Consider the following 13,121-nt stretch of genomic DNA (forward strand, 5'->3'; position numbering starts at 1 on the left):
CCACGGCTGGCGAACGCAGCTGCCGAACAGCTCAGGCAAAAGCAGCTAGCCACTCCAACCAGGCCCAACGCGTCTAACGAACAGCCGCTAGCCCGCCACAGCTGGCAGACAACGCTGCCAAACCCAGCCAGCCCAGCGCGGCTAACAAACAACCCACCACAACCGGCGAACAAGCCAACCGATTGGTACCCGTGACCGGCGAAGCGTCAGCCCAACCCCGCCGGTCACGGAAGTCTCACTCTCGCAACGCCAAAGCCACCGCGCCCAGCAGTGAAGCGTCCTGGTCGAACCGTGCAGGCACCAGTTCCGGTGGGAACGGCACCGCTGCCGTCAGGCGTTCTCGTAGCGCGGGTAGCAGCACATCAGCCGACCGGACCAACCCGCCGCCCACTGCGATCCGGGCGGGGTCGAAGGCGATTGCCAGGTTGGCGACGTGCATGGAGAGCTCGTCCAGCGCCGAAGCGACCAGTTCCTTGGCCTCCGTGTTCTCCCGCGCCAAGGCGAACAGCTCCCCCGCCGTGACCGGGCGGCCGAGCAGCGCGGTTGCCCGCGTGCCCAGCCACCGGCCTCCGACGGCTTCTTCCAGCGGCGCCGCTCCGCTGGCGAATCCGTCGGCGTCTTGAGGGGTGCGCAGGTTGTACCCGATCTCCCCGGCCGCCCCGTTCGCGCCGGTCAGCAGGTGGCCTCCGACGAGGACCGCGGCGGCGATTCCGGTGCCCAGGGAAAGGAAGACCGCGGGGTCGGCTCCCTTCAGCGTGCCCCAGGTCCATTCCGCCAGCGCCGCGGCTTTGGCGTCGGTGCCGACCGCGATCGGAACGTCGGGAAAGGCTTCAGACACCAGCTCGGCCAGGTGGAGTTCTTCCCAGCCGGGCACGTTCGGGGCCAGCAGGATCCGGTCCGGCAGCACGATTCCGGGACTGACCACGCCGATCGCGGTCAGCGGGGCGCCGGCGACCAGCTCGGCGGCGGCGGCCAACGCCCGCGTGACCACCTGTTCGGCGCCTGCTTCGGCGTCGGTGTCCAGGCGGCGCGTGGCCAGCAGGGCGCCGGTCCGGTCGGACAGACCCAGCGCCACTTTCGTGCCGCCGAAATCGATGCCCAGGATCAGGTCTTCCGATGTCACTCGCGGGTCCCCTCGATGACCGGCGGGACAGCCTCCTGGCCGTCCCGGTGCGGACCGGCGGGCACCACGACCCTGCCGGTGTTGAACCCGTCGACGCTGACGGTCGGGGCCGCGCCGCGGAGGTCGGCGGCCCGGTAGCGGACGGTCAGCGTCTGCGACTGGCCCGGCCACAACGTGATGTCGTTGTCGTCCCAGGTCGCGGCCGGCAGCTGCGACCCGTCCGTGGCACGGCGCAAGTCCGCGCGCAGGAAGAAGCTGACCGCGGAGGTCTTCGACGGGTTGGCGATCGTGACCGTGGTCGCGGTGTCCGTACCGTCCGGGCCTCGCGAAGGTCGGGTCGACGCGGTCACCTTGACCTGCGACTTCGGCAGATCGCGCAGCGCGGTGAGGTCGCTGTACTGGCTCATCGTCGCCTGCGGGTTCTGCAGCGTCTTCGCCCAGTCGACCACGTCCTTCTGCGTCGACATCCAGTAGACGTTCCGGTCCACGACCTTCCCGCCCTGGCGCACCTGCAGTTCCACGAAGTACACCTGCGCCTTCGCGGGAGCCTTCGTCTCCGCCGGGACCTTCGGCTTCAGCAACCCGGTCGCGACGCCCTGGCTGTCCAGCGAAACCGCCGGAGCGGTCTGGTCGTCAAGGACCTTGCCCGCGGTGTCGTACACCTTGGCCTGCACCGAAATCCCGTTCTGCCGCGCGGCGCCCAGGTTGGACAGCGCGACTGTGCCGGTGTCATAGGTGTACAGCGCGTGCAGCGGCTTGTTCGCCTTCTGCGCGCCGAAATACGCGCCCGGCTGATCGCCGTCGTTGTTGTACAGGGACCACAGCAGGGTCGGCCAGCCCTTGTTCAGCTGCCAGTACACCACGCCGGTCGACGGGTTCTTCTTGTCGTTGGCGTGCGCGAGGAACGCCTCGAACTGGGAACGGGTGTTCTCGTAGTTCGCGATCTGCGCGGATTCCACATAGGACTCCAGCGAATCCCATTTCCCGTACCGGTGCGCGATCGACTCGTCCAGGGTGTACAGCGTGCCGAACTTGTAGCCGCCGTGCCCGGATTCGTAATTCGCGTGGTACTGGTTGTACGCCGGATCCTGCCACAGCTTCGCCTGCTCCTCCGGAGAGAGGAACCGCCGCAGCGAATCCAGCGTCGGCACGGTGTGCCCGGCGCTCTGCTCGCTCGCGAAACCCCAGGCGCCGCCCGCGTTCGTGCGGCTCGGGTCGGTCTTGTCGAAGGTCGACGAGTCGTACCAATAGCTCGGCGGGACCCAGTCGTACGGGCCTTCCTTCTCCCCCGACGGGCCGAGCGTCTTGGTGCTCTTGTACTCCGCCGACGCGATCACCGGCACGTCCCAGTCAGCCGCCTTGAACGCGCTCAGCGTCTCGGTTTCCTGCCGCGGGATCGGCTCGTTGTCGCTCCAGCCGTAGGTGATCACGCTGGGGTGGCTGCGTTCGGCCTGCGCGATCGAATACGCGGAATCGTGCATGATCCGGTAGTCGCGATCGGTCAGTTTCTCCGGATGCTCCGGCTGCCAGGCGTCGCAGCAGAGGAATCCGCCGAGCACCAGCAGTCCGGCGCGGTCGGCCTGCTCGTAGAAGTCCGCGGGCATGTCGTGGCCCTCGAGCCGGACGCCGGACAGGCCCATGTTCTTGATCAGCGCGAGCTGGTGCGCGATGTCGGCCTTGTCGTAGCGCAGGAACAGGTCCGGCGCGAAACCGCCGCCGCGGAACACGAAGTCGCGGCCGTTGACCGCGAACTTCCGCGCGCCGTCCGGCAGCGCCGGGGACTTGCCGATCAGCTTCGACGTCACCGTCCGGATCCCGAACGTCTCCGATGACGACGTCGACACCACGCCGCCCTGCGAAACTGTCGTACCCAAGGTGTACAACGGCTGTGCACCCATCGAGTACGGCCACCACACTTGCGGCTTCACGATCTTCAACTGCGGGAATTTCGCCGGCGTGAACGTCACGGTTTGCTTGGCGTGCGCGGGAATCGTGACGTTCTGCCGCACCACGATCGACCGCCCGCGCCCCGGCGGCGTGACCGTCGCGGCGACCTCGCCGGTCTGCGGCGTGTCCGCGTTGTTGGTCACGTCGACCTTCGCGGTCAGCGATGACGTCGACAGATCCGCCGCGTTGTCCTGCACGACGTGCGCGTTGTCGCCGCTCAGCGCGTCCGACAGCTGCAGCGTCGGCGGGAACTGCAGGCCGGTGTTGTTGTCCGGCACGATCTGCGCCCAGTCGGCCTGGTCGAGCGTGTACATCGAATTCGGGTCGTTCGGGTACATCTTGACCGCGAGCGTGTTCCTGCCCGGCCGCAGCAGTTTCGTGACGTCGAAGGTGTGGCCCGCGTACGCGCCGCTCACCACGTCCTTGCCCGCGACGAGCGTGCCGTTCAGCCACACGTCGCCCTCGCCGACGACGCCGGGGATGGTCAGCTTCGCGTTCTTGCCCGGCCGGAAACCCGGGTTGAAATCGGTGCGGAACCACCACGGGTCCTTGAACTGCTTCGCGGTGACCGGTCCGCGCTTCGCCTGGTAGCCGAAGCATTTACGCATGTTGTCCGAGTAGAACACGTTGGGGCATTTGCCGTTCTGCACCAGCGCGTTGATCTCGGTGCCCGGCGCGCCCGCGTCGTCCGGCTTCACCTTCAGCCAGCCGTGCGTCGGGTAGCCGGGCTTCGACACCGCCGTGCCGTCGTCCTTGACCTGCGCGGTGGTCAGCACCTGCCAGCCGCCGAGGCCGATCGTCGACTGCCCCTGCGGACGCGATGCCAGCGATTCCGGCTGCTGCGCGGAAGCGGTAGCCGACACGGCGGTCACCACGCCGGGGACGAGGACGAGCGCGGTGATCCCGGCGATCAGCGGCTTCCTCACGACTCCACCCCCGCCGCCGGTTGGGACGCGAACGCCTCGCGGATTTCCTTGGGGCCGAACGGCCACACCTTTTCCTTCGAGGCGTAGATCAGGAAGGCGAGGACGCCGAGGACGATCCAGCCGATCGAGAGCCAGATCGAAAGCCAACTGGCCGACACGTAGACATAAACCCACCCGACGAGCGCGATGATCGTCGGCACCGGATACAGCACCTGCCGGTAAGGCCGCTTGAGGTGCGGCTGACGGCGGCGCAGCACGACGATCGCCGCGACCTGCGCCAGAGACTGGATGATCACCAGCACCGTAACCGCCGCGTTGATCACGTCAGTCAAAGTGAACAGCGACCCGATCGCGGTGATCACGCCCATCGCGAGCACGCCCGCGGTCGGGAGGTTCAGCTTCGGGTGCAGTTTGCCGAACACCGGCAGGAACACCTTGTCGCGCGCGGCTTCGAACGGCACCCGCGACCCGCCGAGCAGCCCGGCGAACACCGAACCGACCGCGGCGATCACGATGAAGACGGTGACGATCTTCGCGGTCACCGAACCCCACGCCTGCTCCAGCACCGACGACGCCACCGACGTCGCGTTCTTGATCGACTCCAGCGGCTGCGAGCCGAGAACGCCCACCTGCAGCAGGAAGTAGAGCGTCATGATGCCGAGGATGGAGAAGATGATCGACCGCGGGAGCGTGCGGCCCGGGTTGCGGACCTCGCCGCCGAGGTACGCGCTCGTGTTGTAGCCGAGGTAGTCGTAAACGGCGATGACGAGGCCCGCGCCGAGACCGGACCAGAACGCGCCGCCCGAGCCGAAGGCGCCCGGGGTGAAGTCGAACGCCTGGTGCGCGTCGAAGTGCGAGAAGGCCGCGATGATCACCGCGAAGACGGCGAACAGCATGATCAGGAACAGCGCGGTGGTGAGCTTGCTGATCTGGCCGATCCGGCGGAACAGCGCGAGCACGATCAGCACGACGAGGCCGATGCCGATGACCTTGCCCAGCGGGGTGACGCCGCCCGCGTCGGTCACGCCCGGCACCAGGTAGCCCAGGTACTGGACCAGCCCGATGATGCCGGTGGACATGATGAGCGGGATGAACAGCACCGCGCTCCAGGCGAAGAGGAACGGCATCAGCCGCCCGGTGCGGTACTGGAACGCTTCGCGCAGGTAGATGTAGGTGCCGCCGGCCCCGGGCAGCGCGGCGCCCAGTTCGGCCCACACCAGCCCGTCGGCGAGCGCGATGATCGCGCCGATGATCCAGCCGAACATCGCCTGCGGGCCGCCCATGGTCGCGACCATCGCGGGGATCGTGACGAACGGGCCGATCCCGCACATCTGCGTCATGTTGATCGCGGTCGCCTGCAGCGGCCCGATCCGGCGTTCGAGACCGTTCCCCGGAAGGGTCGCGGAGTCCCCCGGGCGGGTGGGTGAGCTCACGTCGTGCCTCCATCCAATAGTTAGTAAAGCTTCTTAACATAAGAGGAACGGGGTGCGGAAGGGCTGCGTCCGGAAAGTTGCCGAAACCGGTGCGGGAGTGGGAGAAGGGGACGGTGGGGCGCGGGTCCCGCGGACGGGCCGTCTCGCGACGCGGACGGGCGCTCCGGCGGGATGGCGCCGCTGATCGGGAGCCGTGCCGCGCGACTGGAAAACCGGCTGACGGGCGGACCGCGCGACTGCCAGACTGCTTCCGTCGTCCGCCGACCCGGGAGCGTTCGCCTGATGTCCCAACCGATCTTGCACACCGAACGCCTTCGCCTGGTCCCGTTGTCCGCCGGACATCTCGAGCACCTGGTCGAACTCTCCGCCGACCCCGAGGTGATGCGCTTCCTGGCCGGTGCGCAGACCCCGGAGCAGTCAGCGGACGAGCTCCGGCGAACCCTCGCGTACGCCGGGGGCGGGATCGGTTGCTGGACCGGCTTCGTCGACGCCGCTTTCGCCGGCTTCTGGTCGCTGCGTCCCGGCGAATCCGCGGGCGAGGCCGAATTGGGATACCGAATGCTTCGCGGGTACTGGCGCAAAGGACTCGGCAAGGAAGGGGCGCTTGAGATGCTCCGGCACGGGTTCCGCGACGTCGGGCTCGACCGCATCTACGCCAGGACGGCGGTGCTCAACAAAGCCTCCCAGGCGACGATGGCCTCGATCGGGCTCCGGCACCTCCGCGACTTCATCGGCGATCCGAAGTACTTCGCGCCGGGCGAGGACCGGCACGCGGTCGAGTACGCCGTCGGCCGCGAAGAGTGGCTGGCTAGCGAGTTCGCCTGATGTCCCAACCGGTCCTGCACACCGAACGGCTCCGCCTGGTCCCGTTGTCCGCCGGACATCTCGAGCACGAGGTCGAGATGTCCGCCGACCCGGAAGTCATGCGTTACCTGGGCGGCGTGCGGACTCGGGACCAGTCGGCCGAAGCCCTTCGGAGACTGCTCGCGGGCACCCAGCCGGGGCTCGGTTGCTGGGCCGGGTTCCTCGAAGCCGAGTTCGCCGGTTACTGGGCCTTACGACCCGCCGAAGCACCGAAAGAAGCCGAGTTGGGATACCGACTGCTCCGCAAGCACTGGCGCAAAGGACTCGCCAAGGAAGGCTCGCTCGAACTGCTCCGGTACGGCTTCCGCGAGGTCGGCCTGGACCGCATCTTCGCCGGGACCGCGGCGGGCAACAAGGCCTCCCTGGCGACCATGGCGTCGATCGGGCTCCGCCACATCCGCGACTTCGTCTCCGACGATCCCGACTACTTCGCGCCAGGCGACGACCGGCACGCCGTCGAGTACGCGCTCACCCGCGACGAGTGGCTGGCCCGCACCTAGCGGAAACACGTTCACCCCGGCGCGCCGCGGAGGCGGATGGCACGCCGCCCCGGCGACCCCATATCGTTGCGCAGCAGCCGTCCGGAGGTGGAACCCGAACCGTGCCCGACTACTACGCGGTACTCGGCGTGGGGAAAACCGCGTCCCCCACGGAGATCAAGGCCGCCTACCGCAGGCTGGCCAAGACGCTGCACCCGGACGCGGGCGGCACGGTCGGCACCTTCCAGCTGTTGCGCGAGGCCTACGACACCCTCGCCGACCCCAGCGAACGCGCCCGCTACGACGCCGGCGTCCCGGCCGCCTCGGTGCCCAAACCGCGGCCGCGGCGGCGGTTCGGCGAGCAGCCCGGCTACCGCCCGGAGGCGCCGGAGATCGATCCGGAAACGCTGGAGTGGTGGTCGTTCGCCGCGGCCGACCCGCGGATGCGGCACGGACGGCGGCGCGGGCCGGGGCACACGCCGGTCGTCGCGGCCATTGCCGGCACGGTGCTGGTGCTGTTGCCGCTGCTCGCCGGGATCGACTTCACGCCGCCGGTGCTGATCGTCTGGCTCGCGCTCACCGCGGGCACCGCGCTGCTCGTGCACCGGCTCGCCCGCGGTTTCCTGTCCGCGCGCCGCGCCCGGCACGAGTTCGCGGAGGAATTCGGCGGCAGCGCGGTGTTCGGCGCCCCCGGCGCCGAGGCCGACGAGCTGGCCGAACGGCTCACCGCCGACCTGCTGGAGCGGTATCTGACCCGGTTGCCTGGCGCGCGCATCTTCCACGGTCTCGCGTGGCCCGGTTCGGTGTTCGCCGACGTCGACCACGCGGTGCTGTGCGGGAAACGCCTGGTGCTGGTCGAATCGAAGCTCTGGCTGCCCGGGCACTACGAAACCGCCGAGGACGGACGGCTGCTGCGCAACGGGCGCCCGTTCCGCGGCGGCGGCAGCCAGCTGGAAGAAAGCCTGGAGCGCTACCGCGAACTGCTGCCCGGCGTCGCGCTGCGCGGCGCGATGATCGTGTACCCGAGCCGCGACGGCGAGGTCACCACCGCCGAACCGGACGGCGAGCCCGGTCCGCCGATGACGCCGGAGCAGTTCCTGCACGAGATCGGCGGCTGGCTGTCCGCCGAACCGTCCACTGTGGACCACAACGCGCTGCGCACGGTGCGCGCGCAGGTCACCGGATCCGGCCGGGCGGCCTGATTCACCCGGGACATATCCGGCATGTGTCACTGTGAGTGCATGACAACCGTGCGCGCCGACCGCCGCCCCGTCCTGCTCGCGCTGGCCGGGATCGCCGCGCTGGCTCTCGGCGCCGTGCTGATGCTGCTGTTGCAACTGGTGCCGCCGACCGACGAGATCAGCGCGACCTGGCGGACTATCAGCGAGTACGGGCGGTCGGACCACAAATGGGTGTTCGACCTGGCAATCGTGCTGGTCGCGGCCGGTTCGGCGATCGCGTTCGCCGTTCTGCGGCTGCAAGGACGGCTGCCGGTCCTCGCGGCCGTGCTCGGCGCGTTCTGGACGGCCGGGCTGCTGGTGATCGTCGCGTTCCCGAAGACCGACTGGACCAACGCGGCGGCGACCGGCGCGGGCGGCACGCTGCACCGGATCGCCAGTGTCGTCGCCTTCGTCTGCCTTCCGCTTGCGGTGCTCGTCTCGGCGCGCGCAGCTTTTCCGGACTCCCCGCGCCGCCGGTTCGTCGCCCGCGCGCTCGCCGTCGCGTCGCTCGCCTGGTTCGCGGTGATCCTCGGCGCGGTCGCCGTCGCCGCGCTGACCGACCAGCGCTGGTGGCTGCTCATCCCGCTCGGCCTCGTCGAACGCGGGATGGCGCTCACCGAACTTGTCGCGCTGGCCGCACTAGCCGCCCCGAGCGCCGGGTCAGCAGCCGGACGCTGAGGACCGCGCCGACAGCCGACGCGCTCAGCACGTAGGCGTTGCCCAGCACCATCTCGACCGGGTTCCAGGACAGTTCCCGGTGCCCGCCTTCGGGAACCACAGCCAGCGCGATCCCGCTGAAAACCGCTCCGGCGCAGATCAGCCCGGCCCGTTTGCCCGACAGAAAACCGACCAGCGGCACGGCCCAAATCCAGTGGTGCGTCCAGGAAAGCGGGCTCACCAGCAGCCCGCAGCCCGCCGTCACGAGCAGCGCGGCTCGCGGGTCGCCGCGCCGGTGGAACTCGCGGACCAGCAGCGCGCCCGCCAGCAGGCACACTGCGGCCGACGCCGCGTACCAACCGAGCGAGGTCGCGCCGAACCTCGCGAACATGCCGTGCAGGGACTGGTCGAGGACCCAGTCGAGGGTTCCGGCGTTGCGGTTGTCCAGCATGGCCGAGGTCCAGTACCGGATCGAATCCCCTGGCAGGAGCAGCGCCCCGGCGGCGCTCACTCCGAGGAAGGTCGCCAGCGCGCGCCACGCGTCGGCGCGGCGGCCGGTCAGGAGCAGGTACGGGACGAAGATCAGCGGGGTCAGCTTCACCGCCGCGGCGAGTCCGATCAGCATTCCGCCGGATCTGCGGTTGCGGACCGGCAGCGCGTCCAGCACGACCATGGCCATCAGGACGCCGTTGATCTGGCCCAGCGAAATCATCCGCCACACGGGTTCCAGCACGGGCAGGAGACAGAGCGCCAGCAGCGGCCGTTCACGGGCGAACCGGCGCGACACCGACCACAGCGCGAGCACCGAGCCGACCGCGATCAGCAGCCACGCGAAGTGCGCCGGGAGCGCGGCCAGCGGCAGGAACAGCAACGCCGCGCTCGGCGGGTACGTGAAAGGCAGTTCCAGCGCGGATTTCGGGTCGAGAGCCAGCAAGGGCTCGTAAAGCGGCTGTCCGCGCAGCACGGCCAGCGCACCGGCGCGGTACACCGCGCTGTCCACCCCGAGCGGTGCTCCGCCGAGCCAGCGGAAGACGGCGATCCCGGCCAACGCGGCGATCACCACGACGACAATGTTTTTCTCTTGGCGCACAAGGGAAAGCTAGGGAGACGAGTGCCCCGGAAGCGTCGGTCCGCGGAGCTGTCTTCGGCTGCTCCCCCGGTAGCGTGCCCGCGCGCGAGTGCTACCGGCGTATCACTGGCCCGGCACCACGAACTTCGCCTCGTAGGCCATGACCACGGCTTGTGCGCGGTCTCGGACTCCGAGCTTGCCCAGCACCCGGCTGACGTGCGTCTTGGCGGTCTGTTCCGCGATCACCAGCTGCGCGGCGATGTCCGCGTTGGACAGTCCGCGCGCGATCAGGCGCAGCACCTCGAGTTCGCGCGCGGTCAGCTCGGACAGCCTGCCGACGTCCTGAGTCGGCCGCCGCGTCCCGGCGAACCCCTCGATCACGCGGCGGGTCACCGCGGGCGCGAACAGCGCGTTGCCCGCCGCCACCATCCGGACCGCGACGACCAGGTCGTCCAGCGGCGAGTCCTTCAGCAGGAAACCGCTGGCACCGGCGCTGAGCGCGCCGTAGACGTATTCGTCCGCGTCGAACGTGGTCAGCACGAGCACCCGTGGCCCCGCGTCCTCGCCGTCGCCGAGGATGAGCCGGGTGGCGGCGAGCCCGTCGAGGTCCGGCATCCGGATGTCCATCAGCACCAGGTCCGGGCGCAGCGCGCGGCACGCGGCCACCGCCTCGGTCCCGGTGGCCGCTTCGCCGACCACCTCGATGTCCGGCTGCGCGGCCAGCACCGCGCGAAAGCTCTGCCGGACCATGGTCTGGTCGTCGGCGATCACCACCGTCACCGCCATGGCTGTCCCCCTAGTCCAGCGGAACGGTCACGACGACGGCGAATCCGCCGTTGTCCCTTCGCTCCGCGGAGAACGTACCGCCGAGCGCCGCCGCGCGTTCCCGCATCCCGAGCAGTCCGTGTTTCGCCCGCCCCGCGGTGTCCTCGGGAGCGCTCGCGACGGCACCGGTGTCCTGCACGACGAGCCGCAGCTCACCTGGTCCGACGTGCACGAACACCTCGACCGGCGCGCCGGGAGCGTGCCGCACCGCGTTGCTGAGCCCTTCCTGGACGATCCGGTACGCGGACAACCCGACGCCCTCGGGCAGCCCGCGGTAATCGCCGCGCAGCTCGAACCGCACGTCAGTGCCCGCCGCGCGGACCCGTTCCACCAGCTGTTCGATCTGCTCGGCTCCGGGCTGCGGCTCGGTCTCCTGACCGGCTTGCTCGGCCCGCAGCAGGCCGAGCAGCCGGCGCATTTCGGTCATCCCGTTGCGGGCGGTGTCCTGAATCGACTGGAACTCCTCGCGCAGCCCGTCGTCGAGGCCGGGGAACCGGTAGCGCGCCGAATCCGCACGCATGGCCAGCACCGACATGTGGTGCGCGACCACGTCGTGCAGCTCGCGGGCGATCCGGGCGCGTTCCTCCAGCACCGCGCGACGGGTGGACTCCGCTTCCAGGTCGCGTTCGGCGCCGCGCAGCCGCGAAACCAGCCAGCCGAACGCCAGCGGCACCGCGAGCAGCACGGAGATCACGACCAGCTCGCCGCGCACGTTCGCCAGCAGGGCGCTGACCCCGGTGGAGATCAGCCAGACCCACGCCAGCACGCCCGGCCGGTGGTTGCGGCCGACCGCGGCGAGCACCGGGATCGCCGCCAGCGCGAACCCCTCGGTCCAGGGCCAGCCGAACCGGGCATGGATCCCGTACAGCTGGTCCGCGCAGCCCACGAGGACGATCAGCACCCGCCAGGACCACAGCGGACGCACCAGCGTCAGCCCGACCGCGAACAGGGTCAGCGCGGCCGCCAGCACCCGCGCGCCCTCGGTCGCGCGGTCGGCCGGAAAAAACGCGAGCACCCCGGCGACGAGCGCCGCGAGCCCGGTCAGCACCTGGTGCGTCCGGCCGGGCGCGACAACCGGACCGCCGCCGCCGGCGACCGCTTCTCCCAGCGCGCGTCCCGCCGCGACGAGGGGCGCGCTCGTGATCTTCATCGGCGGCGACCCTACCGGGCCGGACCGACAATTCCGGCCGCACGCGGCGAACCGCCCTTCCGAGGTCTCGCGAAATTCTCGTACTAAGCGTACGCTTAGCGCCGCTGCCGAACCGCTTTCTCGACGATGAGGAGATCCCCGTGACCGCTTCCCGTGTGGCCATCGTGACCGGCGCAGGCCGTGGCATCGGCGCCGCCGTCGCCCGCCGCCTCGCCTCCGACGGGTTCGCCGTCGGCCTGCTGGACCTCGACGAGGCCGGGGTCAAGCAGGGCGCCGAGGCGATCGTCGCCGACGGCGGCCGCGCGGTCGGCGTCGCGCTGGACGTCAGCGACGCCGAGCAGGTCGAGGCCGCGGTGACCCGCGTGGCCGAGGAGCTCGGCGCGCCGACCGTGCTGATCAACAACGCCGGCATCACCCGCGACAACCTGCTGTTCAAGATGACCGAACAGGACTGGGACTCGGTGCTCAACGTGCACCTGCGCGGCTCGTTCCTGATGACCCGCGCCGTGCAGAAGTACCAGACGCAGGAGAAGTGGGGCCGGATCGTCAACCTGTCCAGCACCTCGGCGCTGGGCAACCGCGGCCAGGTCAACTACTCCGCAGCCAAGGCCGGCATGCAGGGCTTCACCAAGACGCTGGCGATCGAGCTGGGCAAGTTCGGCGTCACCGCCAACGCGATCGCGCCCGGGTTCATCGCCACCGACATGACCGCGGCGACCGCCGAGCGCGTCGGCATGAGCTTCGAGGACTTCAAGGCCGCGGCCGCCTCGCAGATCCCGGTGCAGCGCGTCGGCACGCCCGAGGACATCGCGAACGTCGCGTCGTTCCTGGTCAGCGAGGGCGCGGGATTCGTGTCCGGCCAGGTCATCTACGTCGCCGGCGGACCGAAGGACTGATCCCGATGCGCGTGTTCTCCGATGTCGCCGAACTCGCCGAAGCAGTGGGCGGGCCCTTGGGCACGAGCGAATGGCACACCGTCTCCCAGGAGCAGGTGCAGCTGTTCGCCGACGCCACCGGCGACCACCAGTGGATCCACCTCGACGCCGAGAAGGCCGCTGCCGGCCCGTTCGGCACGACGATCGCGCACGGGTTCCTCACGCTGTCGCTGATCCCGGCGTTCCTGCCGGAGATCTACCGGGTCGAGGGCCTGAAGATGGGCATCAACTACGGCCTCAACAAGGTGCGGTTCCCGCAGCCGGTGAAGGTGGGCTCGCGGGTGCGCGGGACCGCCGAGCTGGTCGAGCTGACCGACGTGCCCGGCGGCAAGCAGGCCGTGGTGCGCTGGACCGTCGAAATCGAGGGCGAGGACAAACCCGCCTGCGTCGCCGAGATGGTTTCCCGGCTCATCCTCTGAGCCCCCGCCCGCGCCCCGATGCGGCGTCCGGTGCGTCCCCGCACCCGACGCGGCATGGGCGCGCAAGCCCCGAC

12 protein-coding genes are annotated in these 13,121 nt (G+C 69.9%); 6 read left to right on the plus strand and 6 right to left on the minus strand.

Translation table 11 applies throughout. The features are described 5' to 3' along the window. Positions 1-235 precede the first annotated feature (235 nt). From FKO37_RS34835 to FKO37_RS34845, 3 genes are read right to left on the minus strand one after another with little or no spacing between them, the layout of a single operon-like run. The gene (locus FKO37_RS34835; protein ID WP_238607281.1) at positions 236-1,123 is read right to left on the minus strand and encodes an ROK family protein; all 888 of its coding nucleotides are present in this window, start codon (positions 1,121-1,123) and stop codon (positions 236-238) included. Then, complete coding sequence (locus tag FKO37_RS34840) at positions 1,120-3,996, minus strand: beta-mannosidase (protein WP_238607282.1); 2,877 nt, start codon at positions 3,994-3,996, stop codon at positions 1,120-1,122. Before FKO37_RS34840 ends, FKO37_RS34835 begins: the two co-directional genes overlap by 4 nt. Continuing rightward, on the minus strand, positions 3,993-5,429 hold the full coding sequence (locus tag FKO37_RS34845; protein WP_308196564.1) for an APC family permease: 1,437 nt from the start codon (positions 5,427-5,429) through the stop codon (positions 3,993-3,995). The genes FKO37_RS34840 and FKO37_RS34845 overlap by 4 nt, the downstream gene beginning before the upstream one ends. A 282-nt stretch (positions 5,430-5,711) precedes the next feature. Here FKO37_RS34845 and FKO37_RS34850 point away from each other — a divergent pair, with 282 nt between their 5' ends. The 4 genes from FKO37_RS34850 (at position 5,712) to FKO37_RS34865 (ending at position 8,670) form a co-directional block, all read left to right on the plus strand. Next, positions 5,712-6,254: a GNAT family N-acetyltransferase gene (locus tag FKO37_RS34850; RefSeq protein WP_238607283.1), complete on the plus strand. Its 543-nt coding sequence runs from the start codon at positions 5,712-5,714 to the stop codon at positions 6,252-6,254. Beyond that, positions 6,254-6,793, plus strand: coding sequence for a GNAT family N-acetyltransferase (locus FKO37_RS34855; RefSeq protein WP_238607284.1), 540 nt, complete (start codon positions 6,254-6,256; stop codon positions 6,791-6,793). The genes FKO37_RS34850 and FKO37_RS34855 overlap by 1 nt, the downstream gene beginning before the upstream one ends. Before the next feature lie 101 nt (positions 6,794-6,894). Continuing rightward, complete coding sequence (locus FKO37_RS34860; RefSeq protein WP_037814931.1) at positions 6,895-7,974, plus strand: DnaJ domain-containing protein; 1,080 nt, start codon at positions 6,895-6,897, stop codon at positions 7,972-7,974. 39 nt (positions 7,975-8,013) lie between these two features. Continuing rightward, positions 8,014-8,670 carry a DUF998 domain-containing protein gene (locus tag FKO37_RS34865; RefSeq protein ID WP_238607285.1) on the plus strand — a complete coding sequence of 219 codons (657 nt, stop codon included), beginning with the start codon at positions 8,014-8,016 and terminating at the stop codon, positions 8,668-8,670. On the opposite strand, the gene FKO37_RS34870 is transcribed toward FKO37_RS34865, so the two are convergent. From FKO37_RS34870 to FKO37_RS34880, 3 genes are all read right to left on the minus strand, one after another. Further along, positions 8,606-9,739, minus strand: a complete 1,134-nt coding sequence (locus FKO37_RS34870; protein ID WP_238607286.1) for a glycosyltransferase 87 family protein — start codon at positions 9,737-9,739, stop codon at positions 8,606-8,608. The genes FKO37_RS34865 and FKO37_RS34870 overlap by 65 nt on opposite strands. A gap of 102 nt (positions 9,740-9,841) precedes the next feature. Beyond that, a complete protein-coding gene (locus FKO37_RS34875; protein ID WP_043835809.1) occupies positions 9,842-10,504 on the minus strand; it encodes a response regulator transcription factor in 663 nt (220 codons plus the stop codon). A 10-nt stretch (positions 10,505-10,514) separates the two neighbouring features. Beyond that, on the minus strand, positions 10,515-11,693 hold the full coding sequence (locus FKO37_RS34880; protein ID WP_238607287.1) for a sensor histidine kinase: 1,179 nt from the start codon (positions 11,691-11,693) through the stop codon (positions 10,515-10,517). A 140-nt stretch (positions 11,694-11,833) separates the two neighbouring features. Here FKO37_RS34880 and fabG point away from each other — a divergent pair, with 140 nt between their 5' ends. Both fabG and FKO37_RS34890 read left to right on the plus strand, forming a co-directional pair. Then, complete coding sequence (gene fabG / locus FKO37_RS34885; protein WP_037814923.1) at positions 11,834-12,589, plus strand: 3-oxoacyl-ACP reductase FabG; 756 nt, start codon at positions 11,834-11,836, stop codon at positions 12,587-12,589. A gap of 5 nt (positions 12,590-12,594) precedes the next feature. Further along, positions 12,595-13,047, plus strand: coding sequence for a MaoC family dehydratase (locus FKO37_RS34890; RefSeq protein WP_037814918.1), 453 nt, complete (start codon positions 12,595-12,597; stop codon positions 13,045-13,047). Positions 13,048-13,121 lie beyond the last annotated feature (74 nt).

Origin of the sequence: Amycolatopsis sp. Poz14 (genome assembly GCF_006704225.1) — a bacterium.
GTDB lineage: Bacteria > Actinomycetota > Actinomycetes > Mycobacteriales > Pseudonocardiaceae > Amycolatopsis > Amycolatopsis nivea.